The sequence below is a fragment of the Xanthomonas sp. MUS 060 genome, assembly GCF_000963215.1.
Taxonomy (GTDB): Bacteria; Pseudomonadota; Gammaproteobacteria; order Xanthomonadales; family Xanthomonadaceae; genus Xanthomonas_A.
Genome location: NZ_JZIM01000004.1, coordinates 25,666 through 46,198 on the forward strand (window position 1 = coordinate 25,666; position 20,533 = coordinate 46,198).

A 20,533-nucleotide genomic window follows, 5' to 3' on the forward strand; every position below is an offset into this window, starting at 1 on the left:
CATGGTGCGCCCGGAGGGATTCGAACCCCCGACCAATGGCTTCGGAAGCCACTACTCTATCCGGCTGAGCTACGGGCGCAACGGACGCGCATTCTAACGGCAATCCGATGCCGCGTCTCCCCCTGTCTGCGCACGTGCAGGGGCCACACCCTATTAGCGTCAATCACGCGCGCGCACCGACGCGCAGCGAGGTGTCCCGACATCGCAGCCCGTAGCAGCGCTGCGACCGCCGCCACACCCGCGCACGCCAGCGCCGACTGCCGCCATTACGACGCGACTGCTACCCTTGTGCGATGAGTTACGAACGCTATGAAACACCCGTTGCGCCGCCTGCGCGCCCGCGCATCGGCCAGTACTGGAAGCTGCTGCGTGGCGACCGTCCGATCGGCGCGCTCTTGCTGCTCTGGCCAACCTGGTGGGCGCTGTGGCTGGCCGCCGACGGGCTGCCGCCGCTCTGGACGCTGTGTGTGTTCACTGCCGGCGTCTGGCTGACCCGCTCGGCCGGCTGCGTGATCAACGACTACGCTGATCGCTGGCTGGATCCGCACGTCGAACGTACCCGCCACCGTCCGCTAGCCACGGGCGCGGTCAGCGGTCGCGAGGCGCTGGCGGTGTTCGCGTTGCTGATGCTCGCCGCCTTCGCGCTGGTGCTGACGATGAACCGCTTGACCATCGGCCTGAGCGTGATCGGTCTGTTGCTTGCCGCCAGTTATCCGTATCTGAAACGCTATACCTATCTGCCGCAGGTTTACCTGGGCATGGCCTTCGGCTGGGGCATTCCGATGGCCTTCGCGGCGGTGCGCGGCGAGGTGCCCGCGCTGGGCTGGCTGCTGTACGCGGCCAACATCCTGTGGTCCACCGCCTACGACACCTGGTACGCGATGGTCGACCGCGAGGACGATCTGCGCGTCGGCTCCAAGTCCACCGCGATTCTGTTCGGTGAACTGGACCTGCTCATCCTCGGCATCTTGTACACGCTGATGTTCGTCGCGCTGGTCTGCGTCGGCCAACGCGCCGCGTTGGGAATCTACTACTGGGCCGGGTTAGGGATCGCCGCGCTGCTGGTGGCAAGCGAATTCTTCATCGCACGCCACCGCGAACGCGCTGCGTGTTTCCGCGCGTTTCTGCACAACAATTGGGTCGGCCTGGCGATCTTCACTGGTATCGCCGTGGCGCTGGCGCTGCGCGCGCAGTAGCGTCAGCGCGACCACGACGCGCAATTGCTCGCCCCATCACAGCAAAAGCCATCGCGGTTATCGGCTATCCACGCGGCGCGAGAAATACGCCGCACGCCGCATCTATCCATGACCTGCTCCGCAGAGGCGCTCTGGCGCAGCGTGGCGCTCACGGCACCCGCGCCACCACCCAGGCATCGACCCTGGTCACGCCCGCGCGGCGCAACGCATGCGCGGCTGCATGCAACGTCGCGCCTGTGGTCATCACATCGTCGATCAATGCCACATGCGCCGGCAACGCCGCCGGATCGGCCACTGCGAACGCACGACGCAGATTGCGCCGACGTGCCCGTGCATCCAATTCGGACTGCGCGGCAGTCGCACGCACGCGTTGCAAGCCGTGGCACACCGGCACATCCAGCGCGCGCGCCAGCGGCTGCGCCAATTCCAGCGCTTGGTCGTAACCACGCTCACGCAGCCGCGCGGTATGCAGCGGTATCGGCAACAATGCCTGCGGACGCGGTAACCCCGCGCAGCGCGCCTGCAACAGCGCCGCCAGCAGGCGCCCGGCAACCAGATCCTGATGGAATTTGAAGCGGCGCAGCAGGCCATCGACCGGCGCGGCATACACGCAGGCGCTGACCACCAGATGCAACGGCGGCGGGCGACGTTGGCACGCACCGCAACGCTGGTCCGCATCCAGTCCCGGCAGTGGCAGCGCACAGTACCGACAGGCATGAGCGTTCCACGGCAAGGCATCGCAGCAGGCCGGACATAGATCCAGCCCAGGCGTGCCTGGCTCGGTGCAGACCAGGCAACGCTCCGGCAGCAAGCGACGCTGTAACCATCGCCAGCCACCGTCAACCCGATTTGCGCTAGTGAAGTTGACAGGGCTTTCCATGCTCACCAGACTGCCTGTTTTCCAAGCCGCATACCGTCAGGAAACCCCCATGCACGCTGTCGTCCGACACGACTGGCAACGCCAGGAATTGCTCGCACTGTTCGATCTGCCATTCCCGGAACTGCTGCATCGCGCCGCCCAGGTCCACCGCGAGCACTTCGACCCGGCGCAAGTGCAAGTGTCCACGCTGCTCTCGGTGAAGACCGGCGGCTGCCCCGAAGACTGCGCTTACTGCCCGCAGGCGCAGCGCTACGACACCGGTGTGGAAGCACAGAAATTGATGAGCACCGAAGCGGTGCTGACCAAGGCGCGTCAGGCCAAGGCCGCTGGCGCGTCGCGGTTCTGCATGGGCGCGGCCTGGCGCTCGCCCAAGGAACGCGACATCCCCAAGGTGGCGGAGATGATCCGTGAAGTGAAAGCACTGGGCCTGGAAACCTGCGCCACCCTGGGCATGCTCGACGGCGCGCAGGCGCAAGCGCTGAAGGCTGCCGGCCTGGACTACTACAACCACAATCTGGACACCGCGCCGGACTTCTACGACACCATCATCCACACCCGCCAGTACCAGGATCGCCTGGACACCCTGGCCCACGTGCGCGACGCCGGCCTGAAAACCTGCTGCGGCGGCATCGTCGGCATGGGCGAGTCGCGCGACCAACGCGCCGGGCTACTGCAAGCCCTGGCCAATCTACCGGTGCATCCGGACTCGGTGCCGATCAACCGCCTGGTGCAGGTCGCCGGCACGCCACTGCATGGCACCGTCGAACTGGATCCGTTCGAATTCGTGCGCACCATCGCCGTCGCCCGTATCGCCATGCCGCAGGCGATGGTGCGGTTGTCGGCCGGGCGCGAGAGCATGAGCGACGAGTTGCAGGCACTGTGCTTCTGCGCCGGCGCCAACTCGATCTTCTATGGCGAGAAGCTGTTGACCACCGGCAATCCGGACACCGAACGCGATCAGGCGCTGTTCGCGCGGCTGGGGCTGCGGCCGATGCAGGTGATGGTGGATGCCGAGGCGCACGATCATCCCGGCACCGTGCATGCGGACATCACCGCGCCAACCGACCCATTCCGCAACGTCGCGCTAGTCTGATATCTGTCGGCGTGGTGTGGTCGCGGCACATCCATCGGCCGGGTCATATCGGTCGTCACCACGACGCGCTACGCTAGCCAGCCAGTCAGGCCCCATCGCCATGGCCCGTCCCAATCTGCACGACCGTCTCCAATCCTTGCGCAGCTTGCGCGAGGCACATGGCCGCCTACGCGTGCGCCGCAGCGTCGGTCGACGCGACGGTGTCCGCCTGGAACTGGACAACCGCTGGCTGACCGGCTTCTGCAGCAACGATTACCTTGGCTTGGCGCAGCAATTTGAAGTAATCGCGGCGCTGCAGGACGCCGTCGCACGCGAGGGGGTTGGGTCAAGCGCCTCGCACCTGATCTGCGGCCACCACGCGCTACACGACACGCTGGAACGCGAGATCGCCGACTGGCTCGGCTACCCGCGCGCGCTGCTGTTCGGCAGCGGCTTCATCGCCAATCTCGCAGTACAACAGGCGCTGTTGAGCGAAGAGGACGACGTGTGCGTGCAGGACCGGCTCAATCACGCCAGCCTGCTCGACGCCACTCGTCTGGCCGGCTGCCGCCTGCGTCGGTATCCGCACCTGGATGCCGAGGGTGCGATGCGCCAGCTCAAACACGCCGCCGAGGGCGCAGCCATGCTGACCACCGACGGGGTATTCAGCATGGATGGCGACGTCGCCCCGCTGCGCTCGTTGGCGCTGGTCGCGCGTACACAACAGGCGTTGTTGTATGTGGACGATGCCCACGGCGTCGGCGTCGTCGGTCCGCATGGCCGCGGCTGCGTCGCCGAGGCCGGACTCGGCGCGGACGATGTGCCATTGCAGTTGGTGACGCTGGGCAAGGCGCTCGGCGGTTATGGCGCGGTGGTGGTCGGCGACCCCGTGCTGATCCAGCACCTGGCCGAAACCGCACGCCCGTATCTCTACACCACCGCGCTACCCCCAGCACAAGCCGCCGCCACGCTGGCTGCGCTCAAGTTGGCGCGGCGTGACCAATGGCGGCGCGAGCGCCTGGTCGAATTGATCGCAGCATTCCGCGGCGGTGCGCGCCGCCATGGCCTGGAATTGATGGCCTCGGAGACGCCGATCCAGCCGCTGTTGTGCGGCGAGGAGGCCAACGCGCTGGCGCTGTCGGCGGCGCTGGAAGACGCCGGATTTCTGGTCTCTGCGATTCGCCCGCCAACCGTGCCGGAAGGCAAATCGCGGCTGCGGGTGACGCTGTCGGCCTTGCACACACAAACGCAAGTGCAGGCGCTGCTGGATGCCTTGGCATTGGCCCGAGACCGTCTGGCGGCGCATCCGCTCAGCGTGCCCGCGTGAGCAAAAGGACGCGCGCAGCATGTCCGCGTGGACGAGGCTGTTCGAATTCGGCTGCCATGACCGGCGTATTCGCGGCCTCGCCATTGCCGATCGCGGATGTCGCGCGCTGACCTGCATCGGGCTGGTCAGCGGCTGGCACGACATCCCGAACACCATGCAACCTCGCTCCTGCTGACGCTGTAGGTGGCGCGCTGCATGGGATTGCCACGACCTCCCCTTTACCTTCGCGACGACGAGCGACGATGCACATCGAAACCCTGGGACACGGCCCGGATCTAGTCCTACTGCACGGTTGGGCACTGAACGGCGGCATCTTCGCACCGCTGCTCGAACGCCTGTCGGCGCAGTACCGCATGCACGTCGTGGATCTGCCCGGACATGGCCACAGCCGTGGCGACGACACGCCACTGGCACTGCCGCATGTGGTCAGCGCGATCGCCGCGGCCACGCCGCCAGGGGTGTGGCTGGGCTGGTCGCTGGGCGGCCTGTTCGCACTGCATGCCGCCGCGACCCAACCGCAGGTGCGTGGCGTGGCGATGCTGGCGGCAACGCCACGTTTCGTTCGCGGTAGCGACTGGCCGCACGCGGTGGCGCCGGAGGTATTCGCCCAGTTCGGCCACGACCTGACCCAGGACTACCGCGGCACGCTGGACCGGTTCCTGGCACTGGACACGCTCGGCTCGGCGCACGCGCAGGCCGAATTGCGCACACTGCGCGCCACCCTCTGCGCACGTGGCGAACCCGATGCGCAGGTACTGCAGGATGGACTGACGCTACTGGAACGCAGCGACCTGCGCCGTGCCCTACCCAGCCTGCGCGTGCCCAGTCTCTGGATCGGTGGCCAACGTGACCGCCTGGTTCCACCCGCAGGCATGGCCGCCGCCGCCGCACTCGCACCGAACGCGCAATCGTTGTGCATCAAAGGCGGTGGCCACGCGCCGTTCCTCGGTCATGCCGACGACGTCGCCGAGGCGCTAGACGGATTTCTTTCCACGCTGGCGTAACGCCGTATCGTTTTAGGATCAGGACTCGGGAAAACATATCTACAACCGGCGATACAACAGGCATGGCGCCCCCCTGCATCGCCGCTGCGCAGGACCGCGCGCCGCCTCGCGGCCACGGCAGCATGCGTCTGGCCGCGGCAATAGATGACCGGCGATAATACGCAGATGACGTCCTCCACATTCGATCCTCAGCATATCCGCCGGGCATTTTCGCGTGCCGCCACCAGCTACGACGCCGCCGCTGCCCTACAGCACGAGGTCGAAAAACGCCTGTTGGAATCGCTGGACTATCTCGGCGACCGCGTGCCGCAGGTGGTGCTGGACGTGGGCAGCGGACCGGCCCATGCCACGGCGACGATGAAAAAGCGCTGGCCACGTGCGCAGGTGATTGCCCTGGATCAGGCGCTCCCGATGTTGCAGCAGGCCAAGCGGCAGGCGAGCTGGTGGAAACCGTTCGGGCGCGTCTGCGCCGATGCGCGCGCGCTACCGCTGGCCGAGCATAGCGTCGATGTGATTTTCAGCAATCTGTGCCTGCAGTGGGTCGAGGATCTACCGGCGGTGTTCGCCGGCTTCCGTCGCGTCCTGCGCCCCGGCGGCCTGTTGTTGTGCTCCAGCTTCGGTCCGGACACGCTGGTCGAACTGCGCGAGGCCTTCGCCCAGGCAGATCGCCAAACACCGCACGTGAGCCGCTTCGCGCCGATCGCGCAGTTTGGCGATGCACTGATGCTGGCGGGATTCCGCGATCCGGTGCTGGACCGCGACCTGTTCACCCTGACCTATCCCGATCTCACCGCACTGATGCTTGAACTGCGCGCAATCGGCGCCACCAACGCCCTGCACGCGCGCCGCCACACGCTGACCGGACGCGGTCGTTTCGCCGCCGCCAGCGCCGCCTACGCCGCGCTACGCACCGCCGAAGGCAGGCTACCCAGCAGTTGGGAAGTGATCTACGCACACGCCTGGGCACCACCGCCGGGCACGCCGATCCGCGAGGGCCACGGCGAGATGGCCGCAGTACCGCTATCAGCAATCCCGATCCGCCGCCGCGACGCCGTCCGATAGCACGCGACCGGCGTCTGACTTCGGCAAGCTCCCAGGCGTGCATCATCCAATCCTGCGGGGTGTTGCGATTGCCGATCCGGACGACCCTGCCGCTTGTGGGCGAGATCATCGCTGCGCATTGCGTTCAGGACGGCACGCTTGCACGCCGCGTCAGTTGGCCTGCTCCAACAGATCGCGATGAAAGAAATAGACCTCCTGAAGCAGAAAGCGCCACCGCGTCTGGAAACTGCGGAAGCGACTGCTCGGCGTCGAAGAAGCCAGAGCCTCGATCTGCAATTCCCGACACAGTCGCAGCGCACGCGCCATGTGCAGGGGATCGCTGACCACAATGACCCGATGCAGACCATGCGCACGCATGATCTGACGCGCTTGGATCAGGTTCTGTCGGGTGGTCCGCGAAACCGTCTCGATCAGGACCGCGTCGGCCGGAATACCCTGGCGCAACGCATAGCGGCGGGCCACCTGCGCCTCGGCGAAACGGGCACCGTTGCCGAAGCCACCAGTGAAGATCAATGTTGGCGCATAGCCAAGCCGGTACAACTCCAGGGCATGACGGATGCGCTCTTCGAAAACCGGCGAGGGCTTGGCGTCATAGGCGGCGGCACCGAGTACGATGATGGCATCGGCCGGCGCGGCCTGGTCGCGATCACCGACCCAGACGATGTAGATCGCCACGCCCAATAGCCACAGCCCCAGCAGAACGCCCAGGCGAGTAGTAGTCCAGAACAGGCAGCCGCGCCATCGCCGCGACGTCGAACCGTCCTTCACGAACACGTCTCCGAATCGGCATGGCAGGCGCACAGGATGCCCGCGCCGCAGCGCACCGCCAAGCCGCTCAGCACCGCCATCCATGCCATCGGCGAGGACGCCTCTCCCTTGGGCTTGATGAGCGCACCGGGCCGCATCGCGTCCCTCATCGCATCCTCGCGCACGCGAACTTCGGCACAGTCGTGCGGCAGGGCGAGGGCGTGGCGGCCCAGACTGTTGCGCATGCTGTCGGCGGCCCTGCGCCCACCACACGGGCCGACGGCAGCCTCCAGCACTTTCAAATGCAGCACCATCGGGGTGAGCTCGGCATGGGCGGCAAGACGCGCCAGCGCCATGACGTCGCCGAATTCGGGCAAGCAACATGAGACCATGCGCAAAAGGTTAACGTATCGTCCCGAACGCACAGCGTCCGCCCCCGCTGCCAAGCGACCGCTGTTGCACTCGACTTAAGTATTTAACCCACCGACACACAAATTAAGGACGCATTCAATGCAGCAGGCCGAATCTGTCAGTCAGCTTCTTGGAGAGCAAACACCATGACACTGCGCCTGATCTGCGCCGCTGGATTGCTCGCCGTGTTGGGTGGCTGCGCCACTTACGATTATGCCGGCGGTAGCGAGGGCGGATACTACCGTGGCGCACCCTCGGTCGAGTATCGCTACCCCGCCGGCTACTCCGAGTACTACTCCCCATACGGGATGCCTCCCTACGTCTATGGTCCCGGCTACTACGGGTCCTTCGGATACTACGGGTATTACAGTTACGGGGTTCCGTACTACTCCCATCGCGACGGCTACCACGGCGGTGATCGCCCGCCACGCGAGCGTCCGGTGCTCATGCCACCGAGCGGAGGCATCGGCATTCCGTCACCAATGCGTCAACAAACCGTCGACGGCGCACCGCGGTCACAGTCTTTACGGCAACGGCCATCGATCATGCCGAGGATGATTGCACCGCACCCCAGTAACCTGGGGCACAGCAATGTGACACACCACACGTTCTGAAGCTTATAAGGGTCTTGCGTCGGTGCCCCTGCAAGACGCACTCTATTTACCACGGTGTGACCGCTTGCCTCGCTTTACGACCTGAAGCGTTACCCATCCGTTTTATGTCGATGTCCGGCAGGGAATTTGGATCCCCCCTGTTCCAGCCTTGTCGGATGTCGGCGCCTAAAACAAAAAGCCCCGGTGAGCCGGGGCTTTTTGCTTTTAAAGATTGATCGACCTAGGCCACGGTCACAAAAAAAGGGCCGGTAGTCCCCCGACTACCGGCCCCGGCTCCCCCGACGCACGCGTGACTGGCCCCTGTTCCAATTCCAGTCATGCGCCCCTGACGCATTGCCACGTTGGGTGCAGTAGAGATATCTGCAGATTACGTGCCAACTTGAGTCCCGAACTCGTAAATTGTGATTTATGTCACAAATAATCTTTCACGTTTTACATGTCCTTGAACGTGTACCACACTTTCGTCGGTACCCACGCCGGCTGACGATTCCCCCATGAGCGATTCCTCCTTCTACCGCTATGACGTGATCGTGATCGGCGGCGGCCATGCCGGCACCGAGGCGGCGCTGGCCTCCGCCCGTGCCGGCGCGCGCACCCTGCTGCTGACCCACAACATGGAAACCGTGGGAGCAATGAGCTGCAACCCGGCCATCGGCGGTATCGGCAAAGGCCATCTGGTCAAGGAAATCGACGCACTGGGCGGGGCCATGGCGCAGGCCGCGGATCTGGCAGGCATCCAGTGGCGCACCCTCAATGCCTCCAAGGGTCCGGCCGTGCGCGCCACCCGCTGCCAGGCCGACCGTAGCCTGTACCGCAGCGCGATCAGACGCCTGGTCGAGGCTCAACCCAACCTGACCGTATTCCAGGCCGCCGTCGACGATCTGGTCATGGACGGCGAGCGCGTGCGCGGCGTGCTGACCCAGACCGGGCTGCGCTTCGAGGCGGTGGCGGTGGTGCTGACCGCCGGCACCTTCCTGGCCGGCAAGATCCACATCGGCCAGACCCAGTACGCGGGCGGCCGCGCGGGCGACCCGCCAGCCACCGCGCTGGCGCAGGCGCTGCGCGACGGCCGCTTCGGCGTGGACCGACTCAAGACCGGTACCCCGCCGCGCATCGATGGCCGCAGCCTGGACTACACGGCAATGGAAGAGCAACCCGGCGACGCTCCCCTGCCGGTGATGTCCTTCCTCGGCGACGTCGCCCAGCATCCACGCCAGGTGTCGTGCTGGATCACCCACACCACCGAACGCACCCACACCATCATCCGCGGCGCACTGGACCGCTCGCCGCTGTACACCGGCCAGATCGAGGGCATCGGTCCGCGCTACTGTCCCTCGATCGAGGACAAAGTGGTGCGCTTCGCCGAGAAAGCCAGCCACCAGATCTTCGTCGAGCCGGAGGGCCTGGACGTGGTCGAGATCTATCCCAACGGCATCTCCACCTCGCTGCCGTTCGACGTGCAACTGGAGTTGGTGCGCTCGATCCGCGGTTTCGAGCGAGCGCATATCACCCGCCCCGGCTACGCGATCGAATACGACTTCTTCGACCCGCGCGGACTGAAGGCATCACTGGAGACCAAGGCCATGCCGGGGCTGTTCTTCGCCGGGCAGATCAACGGCACCACAGGCTACGAGGAAGCCGCCGCGCAGGGTCTGATCGCCGGGCTCAATGCGGCGCGTCAAGTGCAGGGGCTGGCAGCGTGGTCGCCGCGCCGCGACCAGGCTTACATCGGCGTACTGATCGACGATCTGATCACTCACGGCACCAGCGAGCCGTACCGCATGTTCACCAGTCGCGCCGAATACCGGCTGCAGTTGCGCGAAGACAACGCCGACGCGCGCCTGACCAGTATCGGCCGCGAGCTAGGTCTGGTCGATGCGGCGCGCTGGGCGCAATTCCAGACCAAGCAGGAGGCGGTCACACGCGAGAGCGAACGCCTGCGCGGGCTCTGGGCCACGCCGGGCAACGCGCTGGGCCGCGAGGTGGCACAGACGCTGGGCGTGGCGGTCAGCCGCGAGACCAACGTCCTGGACCTGATCAAACGACCGGAACTGGACTACGCCGCGCTGATGCGGGTGCCGTCGCTGGGCCCGGGTGTGGCCGACACGCAGGTAGCCGAACAGGTCGAGATCGGCATCAAATACGCCGGCTATCTGGAGCGCCAACGCGAAGAAATCGCGCGTCAGCAACGCCACGAGGACACGGCGATCCCGACCACGTTCGACTACGCGCAGGTGCGCGGGCTATCGGCCGAAGTGCAGCAGAAACTCGAACGCGTGCGCCCGCAGACCGTCGGTCAGGCGCAACGCATCCCCGGCATGACCCCGGCGGCGATTTCGCTGCTGCTGGTGCACCTGGAACGCGCGCGGCGCAACCGGGTGGCCTGAACCGGCAAGCGCGTGCGCTAATGCTGTGCGGCGACCGGCAGCAGGCGCTGGCGCAGTTGCAACGTCGATGGTCTCGCCCGCCGCGCGTAACACCGCCCCCATGTTGATGAAGCCATGGATCATCCCTGGGTAGACGCGCATGGTCACTTCCACCCCGGCCTGGCGCAACCGCTGCGCGTAGTGCAGCCCCTCGTCGTACAGCGCATCGCGATCGGCCAGTATCACCAGCGCGGGCGCGGCGCCGGCCACGTCCGCAGCCAGCGCAGGTGAAATGCGCCAGTCCGTCGTCACTGCCGGGTCTGGGAGTCATTGACTGTCGAAAAAGCGCATCGCTGCTTCGGTCAGCGGCGGAATGACCGCGTTGTGCACACGCGAGGGGAACGGATTGTCCGGCCGTGCGAAGGTGCCCGCCGTACAGCGGATCAGTCGTCGCTGGCGGCGGCTTCGCGACCCTGCTGACGGATGAGCGCTTCCTGCCGTGCATCCTCGATCGAGGCACGCACCGCGCGCACGTCCGCACGACGGGTGTCGAACGCAAAGCGGCCAGTGAGCGGAGTATCCGAACGCAGCGCGCCCTTTTCGTAGAGCGCCCACATTTCCTCGCCGTAGTGGGTGGCGTTGAGATCGGGGGCGAAGCGGCCCAGGCAGTCGCGCAGGTTGTGCACGTCGCGCAACAGCATGGCACGCGCGGCGTTGTTGCCGGCAGCGCTGACCACCTGCGGAAAATCGATCACCACCGGGCCATCGGCGGCGACCAACACGTTGTATTCGGACAGATCGCCATGGATCAGGCCCAGGCACAGCATCTTCGCCACATCGCCGATCAAACGGGCGTGGAAGGCGCATGCCTGCTCCGGCGACAGTTCCACTTCGCTCAAGCGTGGCGCGCTCTGCCCATCGGCATCAGTGACCAGTTCCATCAACAGCACGCCGTGGAAATAGCCGCGCGGCTGCGGCACATGCACCCCCGCATCGACCAGTTGATACAACGTGTTGGCCTCGGTGTCTTTCCACGCGGCCTCCTGTTCGCGACGACCGAACTTGGTGGCCTTGCCCATCGCCCGCGCCTGGCGGCTACCGCGCACCTTGCGCCCTTCCTGGTACTGCACCCGCGCCTGGAAACTGCGCTGGGCCATGTCCTTGTACACCTTGGCGCACAGCACGTCGTCGCCAGCCTGGACCACGTAGACCGCAGCCTCCTTGCCACTCTTGAGCGGACGCAGCACGCCATCGATGACACCGTCATCGATCAGCGGTTGCAGGCCCTGCGGGATTTTCATCGGTCGCCGAATACCATGCGTGAGGAGCTGTGATTATGGCGCAAGCCTGCCACAGTATCGGGTCACACGTACCACTACGGCGCAGCGCCGACCGCGAACGATGCGCCGATGACGTCCCGCGCGGCGCACTACGCGATGCGACAACACCACCGGCGTCGGCACGGATGGCTCGCGGCCAGGCAGGGGCCTGCACAAGCAGGCACTGACAGCGCCAGCAGCAATCGCGAGCGTGCCCGAGCGCAGCAGGTCAGGGCGTGCCGACCTGGGCATCGGCACCGCCACCCAGCACTTGGTACAGCGTCACTCGGTTGCTGGCATCCTGCAAACGCAGCGCGATCAACGCCTGCTGCGCGACGAATAGCGAGCGCTGTGCATCCAGCACCGCCAGGTGACCATCCAGGCCAGCGCGGTAGCGCGCGTCGGCCAGCGTGTAGCTGCGCTGACTGGCATCGACCAACGCCTGCTGCGCGGTGAGCTGCATCTGCATGTGATCCTGCGCGGCCAGGGCATCGGCGACTTCGGCAAAGGCCGACTGGATCGCCTTCTCGTACTGCGCCACCGCGATGTCCTTGCCGATCTTGGAGGCGTCGAGAGATGCCTTCAACGCGCCGGCATGGAAGATCGGCGTGGTGATGCTGGGCACGAACGACCAGGTGCGTGTGCCGGCAGAGAACAACGTGGACAACGCATCACTGCTGCGGCCGGTGGATGCGGTGAGGCTCAGCGACGGGAAGAACGCCGCGCGGGCCGCGCCGATGTCGGCGTTGGCCGCCTGCAAGCTGTGCTCTGCGGCGAGTACGTCTGGACGTTGCAGTAGCACCGCAGAAGACAGATGCGCCGGCACCGGTGCCAATGCAACGCTGTGGTCGATGGCATGCTCGCTCGGCAACAGCGCCGCGTCCACCGGGGCACCCACCAGCAATTGCAAGGCATCGCGTGCCTGCGCGAGCTGCGTGGCGGCGCTGGCCACGCTCACCCGCGCGGCTTCGACACTGGTCTGCTGCTGGGCCAGGTCCAACGCCGACACGGTGCCGACGCTGTGCTGGCGTTCGGTCAATTGCAGCGTCTGCGTCTGGCTGTCCAGGGTCTGCTGCGCGAGCGCCAGTTGCGCTTGGTCGGCGGCGACCGTCAGCCATGCCTCGGCAACCTGCGCAATCAGGCTCAGGCGCACGCTGCGCTGGGTTTGCGCGCTGGCCAGCCAGTTCTGCAATGCCTCCTGCTTGAGGCTGCGCAATTGTCCGAACAAATCCAACTGCCAACTGCTGAAGCCGACCTGCAAGGTGTCACTGGTATTGATCTGCGAGACACCCGTGTCGCTGCTGGCAGCGTCGACCCGCTGGCGCATCTGGCTGGCGCTGGCGTCCAGCGATGGCAACTGCGCGGCACGCTGGATGCGGTACTGCGCGCGCGCCTTGTCGATGGAGAGCATCGCCACGCGCAGATCGCGGTTGTTTTGCAACGCCAGCGCGATGGTTTGGCGCAGGCGCGGATCCAGAAATACCGCCTGCCAATCCGGCATCGCCAGCGTATCGGCGATCGGGCCCGCAGCGTACGCGGCGCTTGCATCGGCGGCGGCAAGATTCGCCGGGACCGGTGCCGCCGGACGCACGTAGGTCGGTGCCAAAGTGCAACCGGCCAACCCCAGCAACGTGGCAGCAGCCATGCTCACACGCAAGGGAGCGCTCATGAACCCACCTCCTCGCTCGCCACCCTGCGTTCGGGGAACAGGCGGCGCACGATCACGTAGAACAACGGCACGAAGAACAGGCCCAGGGTGATCGAGGCCAACGTACCGCCAGTGACGCCAGTGCCCAGCGAGTGACGCGCGGCAGAACCAGCGCCGTGACTGAACATCAACGGCAACACACCAAGCAGGAAAGCCAGCGAGGTCATCAGGATCGGCCGCAAGCGCATTTGTACCGCATGCAGGGTCGCGGCCAACAGGCTTTCGCCGCGCTGTTCCAACTCGCGGGCGAACTCGACGACGAGGATGCCGTTTTTAGCCGCCAAGCCAACCGTCGTGAGCAGGCCCACCTGGAAGTACACGTCGTTCTCCAAGCCACGCAGGGTCATCAGCAGCACCGCGCCGAACACGCCCACAGGCACCGCAAGCATCACCGCGAACGGGATCGACCAACTTTCGTACAACCCCGCCAAACACAGGAACACGAACAGCAGCGAGATCGCATACAGCGCCGGCGCCTGGTTGGCAGACAACTTCTCTTGATACGCCATGTCCGACCAGGCATAGCCAAAGCCATGCGGCAGTTGCTTGCTCAACTCCGCCATCTCGTCCATGGCCGCGCCGGAGCTGACGCCCTTCACTGCCTGGCCGGTGAGTTCCATCGCCGACACGCCGTTGTAGCGTTCCAACGCAGCCGGTGCGCTGCTCCAGCGGGAGGTGGTGAAGGCGGACATCGGCACCATGTCGCTGTTGGTGTTGCGCACCGTCCAGCGCTCCAGGTCGTGCGGCGCCATGCGTGCATCTGCGTCGCCCTGGACGTAGACCTTCTTGATGCGGCCCTTGTAGATGAAGTTGTTGACGAAGTCGCCACCGAGCACGCTGTTGAGCGTGGCATTGATGTCGCCCGGATCCACGCCCAGCGCCTGCGCCTTGTTGTCGTCGATCTTGACCATGTACACCGGCGCATCCTCCAGACTGGCATAGCGCACGTTCACTAGCTTGGGATCATGCGCGGCCAGATGCAGCAACTTGTCGCGCGCGGCAAGCAGAGCGGCATGGCCGGCGCCTTCGTAGTCCATCAACTCGAAGGTGAAACCGGACGCGTCGCCGAGGCCGGTGATCGCCGGCGGCGAGGTCACGAACAGATCCGCATCGGGCACGTCGGCCAAGGCCTTTTTGAGACGCTCGGCAATGGTGTCGGCATCGTCGTCGCGGTCGTCCCAATCCTTCAGCCGCACGAAGGCCATGCCGACGTTCTGACCGGAACCGGTGACGCTGAAGCCAGCGGAAGACAGAACCGAGCGAACGCCAGGATCCTTCATCGCGACCTGGGTCAACCGGTCTGCCACCTGTTGGGTCTGCTCCAGGGTGGAGCCCGCCGGCAGCTTGACCAGCACATTGAGCATGCCCTCGTCTTCGTCGGGCAAAAAGGCGCCGGGCAAACGCCACAGCAGTAGACCGGTGACGCCCAGCAGCAACGCGTAGGCGAGCAGGCCCAGCGCACGCTGTCCAAGCACGCGCTCGACCAGCGCGCGATAGCGCTCGGACAGATGCCGAAAGCGCGTGTTGAACCAGACGAAGAACCAGCCCAGACGCCCATGCGAACCGATCGGCGCCTCGCCCTGATGCAGCGGCTTGAGAATGGTCACGCATAGCGCCGGGGTCAGGGTCATCGCGACCAATACCGACAGGATCATCGAGGCGGCGATGGTGATCGAGAACTGCCGGTAGATCACGCCAGTGACGCCGTTGAAGAAGGCCATCGGCACGAACACCGCCGTCAGTACCAGCACGATGCCGATCAACGCGCCGCCGATCTGCTGCATCGAGCGCAAGGTCGCTTCTTTCGGTGGCAGCCCTTCCTGGCCCATGACTCGCTCCACGTTCTCCACGACCACGATCGCATCGTCCACCAGCAAGCCAATCGCCAGCACCATCGCGAACATGGTCAACGTGTTGATCGAGTAACCGAACGCGGCGAGCACACCGAAGGTCCCCATCAGCACCACCGGCACCGCGATGGTCGGGATCAGCGTGGCGCGCCAGTTCTGCAGGAACAGGTACATCACCGCCACGACCAACAGCACCGCCTCGATCAGGGTGATGACCACTTCCTTGATCGAGGTGGTGACGAACGGAGTGCTGCTGAAAGCGATATGGTAGTTGTAGCCGTGCGGCCAATACTGTTTGAGCTCATCCAGGCGCCGTTCGATCGCCTCGGACACCTCGACGGCGTTGGCGTCGGAGTTGAGCTCGATCCCCAGCGACGCCGAGGGCTTGCCATTGAAGCGGGAAAGCGTGCCATAGGTCACCGGACCCAGGCCGATCTTGGCCACGTCGGATAGGTGCACGGCGGCGCCACCGGGATCGCTCTTGAGCACGATCGCACCGAACTGCGCCGGCGTCTGCAGGCGGCTGCGGGTGGTCACGGTCGCATCCAGGCGCTGCCCACGCAGCGACGGCTGGCCACCGAGTTCGCCGGCCGACACGTCGGTGTTCTGCGATTGCAGCGCGTTCTCCACGTCCGATGGCATCAAGGCGTACTTGCGCAGCTTTTCCGGGTCCAGCCAGATGCGCATGGCGTATTCCGAACCAATCGGCTGGATATTGCCCACGCCGCTGACGCGGCTGATCTGGTCGTCGATGCGCGATTCCATGTAATTGGCGACATCGAAGCTGTCCATGCTGCCGTCGTCGGAAGTGAACGCCACCACTTCGAACAGCGAACCACTGGACTTGGTGATGATCAAGCCGTTCTGCTGCACCGCCTGCGGCAGTATCGACATCACCGACTGCAACTGGTTCTGCACCTGCACCTGCGCGGTGTCGGCGTTGGTGCCGGTCTGGAACACCAGATTGACCTGCGCGGTGCCATCCGAAGCACTGGTGGAAGTCATGTACAGCAGATGATCCAGGCTTTGCTGCGACTGCTCGATCAACTGGGTGACAGTGTTCTCCACGGTCTGCGCCGAGGCACCGTTGTAGGTGGCGCGCACCGTGATGGTCGGCGGCGCCATATGCGGATAGCGCTCGACCGGCAGCGCATGAATGGCCAACATGCCCATCAGCACGATCACGATGGCCATGACCCAGGCCACCATCGGGTGGTTGACGAAGAAACGCGACATGCGGAAGTCCTCAGTCGGCCTGGGCAGCGCCCGGCACCGCTGGCGCGGCGTCGAGTTCGGCGGCGCTGACCGGATACGGTGTCACCGTCTTGCCGATCTCGGCGCGGCTCCCGTTGACCACGATGAGCCGCTCGCCCGGTTTGAGTCCGGACTCCACCACCCAATCGTGACCCAACGTATCGCCGGTGTGGATGCGGCGCTCCACCACCCGATTTTGCGCATCGAGCAGCTTGACCAGCGGCTCACCCTTGCTGTCCCGGGCGACCGCCTGCTGCGGCACCAACATCGCGTCCTGATTGGTGGCCATCGGCAACACCGCCCGCAGATACATGCCCGGCAACAGCAGATGTTCCGGGTTGGGGACCACCGCGCGCAAGGTGACGTTACCGGTACCGGCATTGACCTGGGTCCCGACGAACTCCAGTGTGCCCGCATGCGGATAGGTGGTGCCATCCTCCAAGCGCACCTGCACCTGCGCCTTGCCATCGATGGCGCGGATGCGGCCAGCGTCGAGCTGGCGCCGCAGCGCGAGGATCTGCGTACTGGACTGCGTGACATCCAGATAGATCGGGTCCAGCCGCTGAATCGTGGTCAGCGCGGCATCCTGCGCGGCGGTGAGCAGCGCGCCGACGGTATAGGCCGAGGTGCCGATGCGGCCAGAAATGGGCGCGGTGATTCGGGTGTAATCCAGATTGATCCGTGCCGCCTGCAGCCCCGCCTTGGCCGCGATCACCGCCGCCTCATCCTGGCGCAGCGCGGAAATCGCATCGTCGGTGTCCTGCTTGCTGGCCGCGTCCATCCCGACCAGGGTGCGGTAACGCTCGGCCTTGGGCCGCGCACTGGCCAGAGCCGCCTCGGCCTGAACCAGATTGCCACGGGCGATGTCGTAGGCCGCCTGATAGGGCGCCGGATCGATCTGGTACAGCGGCTGCCCGGCCTTGACCTCCTGGCCCTCCACGAACAGTCGCTGGCGTAGCAGCCCGCCGACCTGCGGCCGCACATCCGCCGTCTCGTAAGCCACCGTGCGCCCAGGCAGGGTGCGCTCGACAGGAAGCGCATGGGCGCTCAAGGTCATCACCCCGACTCGCGGCAGCGCCGTAGCGGACGGCTTATCGCCAGAGCAGCCACCAACGCCAACAACCAGAGACAACAGCGCACAACAGGAGAGGCGACGGAGCCCCGGAACGACGTCGGACATGGGCAAGCGACTGTGATGAAACCGTCAACGATACTCCACTCACGTGTCGCACTGCACCATCGGCAACACAAAGGTGTTGTACGGCCTTCACAAATGACGCGGAAAACTGGGTAAAACGCGCATCGACCCGACCGTATTTAACGTTGATTTTATGGCGGCGAACGCAAATTTCGATCATTGAACATTCCGCGTTAGCCGCCGCCATCGACACGGACGCGCGGGCCGACGACGGCCAGAGGATTTAACGCGCACGCAACGCCAGCAAGGACGCCGTAGCGAGCAATAAAGGCAACGTAAAGACCATGTACAACCGCGATGGCTGCCACCCCGCATCGATCAACAGGCCCACGGCCTGCGGCGACAGGATCGCGCCGAGGCGGCCGATCCCAATCGCCCACCCCAGGCCGGTGCCGCGGATCGACGCATCGAATATCACCGGTGCGGTCGCGTACAGTCCGGACATCGCCGCGAACACCGCCGCACCGATGACCAGGGCAATCGCGAAAGCCGACGCCAGTTGGGTGCTGTAACCGGCGAAAACCAGCATCGCCAGGGCTGCCAGCAGGAACATCCCCAGCGTCAACCAGCGCAAGGACCAGCGCACTGCCAGCCAACTGAACACGCCGCCGCCGACAATACCGCCCAGGTTGAGCAAGGTCCCGCCCGTGATGCCCTGCTGCGCCGACATACCGGCGGCGACCAATAACTTGGGGGTCCAGCTCAGCACGAAATAGAACACGAACATGTGCAAGAAGAACGCCAGTGCAAGCAACAGCGAACGGCGACGCATCGCGCCGACGAACAACACGGCATAGCCACGGCGTGGAACGGCATCGCGCGGCGGCAACGCGGGCAATTCCTTTAATGGCGCCTGCCGCATGCGCCGCAACGTCGCGTTGAGCCGTGCCAACGCGTTGGGCGGACGCCGGCTGATCAGGAAATCCAGCGACTCTGGCAAGCACGCCAGCACCAGCGGCATGCACAGCAGCGAACACCCCGCGCCGAACAGAAAGACCGCGTGCCAGTGCAAATGCCAATGTTCGAGGATCAAGCCGGCGATCACACCGCCGAGTGCGGCACCGATCGGATAACCGGTGGTCTGCAACACCACCGCCGTACTGCGCCATTTGGCGCTGGCGTATTCGGCGGTGATCGCCCCCACGCCGGGAAGCATGCCGCCGATGCCCAGGCCGGTGAACACCCGCAAGATCCAAAGCTGCTGCACATTCTGCGCCATCGCCGAGGCGCCCATGCCCACGGTGAGAATCGCCAGGCACGCCAGGATCAGGCACCGCCGCCCCCAACGATCGGCCAACGGCGCCAGACACAACGAACCCACCGCCATGCCGATCAAACCGGCACTGAGCAAGCCTCCCAGGAGCTTGCCGGATAACTGCCAATCATCGGACACATGCGATGCGGTGAATGCCATCACCATCACGTCGAAACCATCGAGCATGGTCAACAACACGCAAATCCCGATGGCCATCCATTGGAAGCCACCCATGCGGTTCTGCACGAGGGAGCCGGGTACGGCGGCAGCATGCGGCATGACGAAATTCCTACAGGGAAAATGGGGGAAAGACAGCAGCCGGACGCTACCGCGCTTGCCTGACCCGATGCAATGTACTGCGTTGCATTTACCTTAGACGTATCGCGTCCCCCAGCCGGATAAGCAAAAGAGAGCGCATGCCCAAGGCCCGAATCGCGACGATGGCACCTGCATCCGCATGCAGTGCGCGACAGCGACTGGATCGGCACGCAAGCTATCATCGTCCGCCACTACGGCCATTGACCGCGCTCGTCGCAGACCGCCATGCCCACGATCCGCCCATTCCTCGATAAGACCCCTCGACTCGGCGACCGCGTCTATCTGGACCCGGCCTGCACCCTCATCGGCGACGTGGTGCTGGAGGACGACGTCTCGGTGTGGCCAGGCACGGTGATCCGCGGCGACGTCAACCATGTGCGCATCGGCGCACGCAGCAATCTTCAGGACGGCACCATCGTGCACGTCAGCCACCACAGTCCGTACAACAAGGCCGGCTATCCCACTGTCATCGGCGCGGACGTGACCGTCGGCCACGGCACTATTCTGCACGCCTGCACCATCGAGGACCTGTGCTTGATCGGCATGGGCGCATGCGTCCTCGACGGTGCCACGGTCAGGAAATATGGATTCGTCGGCGCTGGCGCGGTAGTCGGCCCAGGCAAGACCGTGGGCGAACGCGAACTGTGGCTGGGCAATCCCGCGCGGCCGGCGCGCCTGCTCAGCGACAAGGAAATCGAGAGCCTGCACTATTCCGCGCAGCACTACGTGCGGCTGAAGAACCAGTACATGGGCATCACCGACTAGCATGCTGCAAGCAAACGCGTTGTCAGGGGGCAATTGACGCCCCCTTTCGCATTTGCGCAACGCCTGCCGTCGCGTGTGCTTGAGTCGCCACAGGATCGAGGCGCTCGCACCCACTGCCGCATCAGCCTCAACGCCGATAGGTACGTCTTGCTCTAGCCACGACCTACCCACCTACTCTCCGAGCCGC

17 protein-coding genes, 1 tRNA gene and 1 pseudogene are annotated in these 20,533 nt (G+C 65.3%); 9 read left to right on the top strand and 10 right to left on the bottom strand.

Going from position 1 to position 20,533, the window contains the following annotated elements:
- Positions 1–2: 2 nt before the first annotated feature.
- Positions 3–79, bottom strand: a tRNA-Arg gene (locus tag XANALMUS060_RS06045).
- Positions 80–293: 214 nt separating this feature from the next.
- Here XANALMUS060_RS06045 and ubiA point away from each other — a divergent pair.
- Positions 294–1,196 carry a 4-hydroxybenzoate octaprenyltransferase gene (gene ubiA, locus XANALMUS060_RS06050; RefSeq protein WP_045737625.1) on the top strand — a complete coding sequence of 301 codons (903 nt, stop codon included), beginning with the start codon at positions 294–296 and terminating at the stop codon, positions 1,194–1,196.
- A gap of 148 nt (positions 1,197–1,344) precedes the next feature.
- Here ubiA and XANALMUS060_RS06055 read toward each other — a convergent pair whose 3' ends face one another.
- Positions 1,345–2,076, bottom strand: a complete 732-nt coding sequence (locus XANALMUS060_RS06055; protein WP_152640409.1) for a ComF family protein — start codon at positions 2,074–2,076, stop codon at positions 1,345–1,347.
- A gap of 49 nt (positions 2,077–2,125) precedes the next feature.
- Between XANALMUS060_RS06055 and bioB the strand changes: the two genes are divergently transcribed.
- From bioB to bioC, 5 genes are all read left to right on the top strand, one after another.
- Positions 2,126–3,169, top strand: a complete 1,044-nt coding sequence (gene bioB, locus XANALMUS060_RS06060) for a biotin synthase BioB (RefSeq protein WP_045726731.1) — start codon at positions 2,126–2,128, stop codon at positions 3,167–3,169.
- 100 nt (positions 3,170–3,269) lie between these two features.
- Entirely contained in the window at positions 3,270–4,475 is a 1,206-nt protein-coding gene (bioF, locus tag XANALMUS060_RS06065; protein ID WP_045737627.1) for an 8-amino-7-oxononanoate synthase, read from the top strand.
- Positions 4,476–4,494: 19 nt separating this feature from the next.
- Complete coding sequence (locus XANALMUS060_RS20480) at positions 4,495–4,650, top strand: hypothetical protein (RefSeq protein ID WP_161795380.1); 156 nt, start codon at positions 4,495–4,497, stop codon at positions 4,648–4,650.
- A 67-nt stretch (positions 4,651–4,717) separates the two neighbouring features.
- The gene (bioH, locus tag XANALMUS060_RS06070; protein ID WP_045737628.1) at positions 4,718–5,479 is read left to right on the top strand and encodes a pimeloyl-ACP methyl ester esterase BioH; all 762 of its coding nucleotides are present in this window, start codon (positions 4,718–4,720) and stop codon (positions 5,477–5,479) included.
- Positions 5,480–5,644: 165 nt separating this feature from the next.
- Positions 5,645–6,541 (top strand): malonyl-ACP O-methyltransferase BioC, encoded by an 897-nt coding sequence (gene bioC / locus XANALMUS060_RS06075; protein ID WP_045737773.1) that lies wholly within the window; start codon positions 5,645–5,647, stop codon positions 6,539–6,541.
- A gap of 150 nt (positions 6,542–6,691) precedes the next feature.
- Here the strand turns inward: bioC and XANALMUS060_RS06080 are convergent, their stop codons facing one another.
- Together XANALMUS060_RS06080 and XANALMUS060_RS06085 are read right to left on the bottom strand one after the other, a co-directional pair.
- Positions 6,692–7,309: a YdcF family protein gene (locus tag XANALMUS060_RS06080; RefSeq protein ID WP_045737774.1), complete on the bottom strand. Its 618-nt coding sequence runs from the start codon at positions 7,307–7,309 to the stop codon at positions 6,692–6,694.
- Positions 7,306–7,665, bottom strand: coding sequence for a hypothetical protein (locus XANALMUS060_RS06085; RefSeq protein WP_045737629.1), 360 nt, complete (start codon positions 7,663–7,665; stop codon positions 7,306–7,308). The genes XANALMUS060_RS06080 and XANALMUS060_RS06085 overlap by 4 nt, the downstream gene beginning before the upstream one ends.
- Positions 7,666–7,845: 180 nt before the next feature.
- On the opposite strand from XANALMUS060_RS06085, the gene XANALMUS060_RS06090 reads away from it, so the two are divergent.
- On the top strand, positions 7,846–8,313 hold the full coding sequence (locus XANALMUS060_RS06090; RefSeq protein WP_045737630.1) for a hypothetical protein: 468 nt from the start codon (positions 7,846–7,848) through the stop codon (positions 8,311–8,313).
- 494 nt (positions 8,314–8,807) lie between these two features.
- The gene (mnmG, locus tag XANALMUS060_RS06095) at positions 8,808–10,700 is read left to right on the top strand and encodes a tRNA uridine-5-carboxymethylaminomethyl(34) synthesis enzyme MnmG (RefSeq protein WP_045737631.1); all 1,893 of its coding nucleotides are present in this window, start codon (positions 8,808–8,810) and stop codon (positions 10,698–10,700) included.
- A gap of 17 nt (positions 10,701–10,717) precedes the next feature.
- On the opposite strand, the pseudogene XANALMUS060_RS18360 reads toward mnmG, so the two are convergent.
- From XANALMUS060_RS18360 to XANALMUS060_RS06120, 6 genes and pseudogenes are all read right to left on the bottom strand, one after another.
- Positions 10,718–11,099 (bottom strand): annotated as a pseudogene (locus XANALMUS060_RS18360) (alpha/beta hydrolase fold domain-containing protein); the annotation flags it as partial.
- Between the two features lie 23 nt (positions 11,100–11,122).
- Positions 11,123–11,980: a PA4780 family RIO1-like protein kinase gene (locus XANALMUS060_RS06100; RefSeq protein ID WP_045726724.1), complete on the bottom strand. Its 858-nt coding sequence runs from the start codon at positions 11,978–11,980 to the stop codon at positions 11,123–11,125.
- A gap of 247 nt (positions 11,981–12,227) precedes the next feature.
- A complete protein-coding gene (locus XANALMUS060_RS06105; RefSeq protein WP_045737632.1) occupies positions 12,228–13,667 on the bottom strand; it encodes an efflux transporter outer membrane subunit in 1,440 nt (479 codons plus the stop codon).
- A complete protein-coding gene (locus XANALMUS060_RS06110; RefSeq protein WP_045726722.1) occupies positions 13,664–16,792 on the bottom strand; it encodes an efflux RND transporter permease subunit in 3,129 nt (1,042 codons plus the stop codon). Before XANALMUS060_RS06110 ends, XANALMUS060_RS06105 begins: the two co-directional genes overlap by 4 nt.
- 10 nt (positions 16,793–16,802) lie before the next feature.
- Positions 16,803–17,867, bottom strand: a complete 1,065-nt coding sequence (locus tag XANALMUS060_RS06115) for an efflux RND transporter periplasmic adaptor subunit (protein WP_304413336.1) — start codon at positions 17,865–17,867, stop codon at positions 16,803–16,805.
- 364 nt (positions 17,868–18,231) lie between these two features.
- A complete protein-coding gene (locus tag XANALMUS060_RS06120) occupies positions 18,232–19,542 on the bottom strand; it encodes an MFS transporter (protein ID WP_045737633.1) in 1,311 nt (436 codons plus the stop codon).
- 264 nt (positions 19,543–19,806) lie between these two features.
- Between XANALMUS060_RS06120 and XANALMUS060_RS06125 the strand changes: the two genes are divergently transcribed.
- A complete protein-coding gene (locus XANALMUS060_RS06125) occupies positions 19,807–20,346 on the top strand; it encodes a gamma carbonic anhydrase family protein (protein ID WP_045726719.1) in 540 nt (179 codons plus the stop codon).
- The last annotated feature ends 187 nt before the right edge of the window (positions 20,347–20,533 follow it).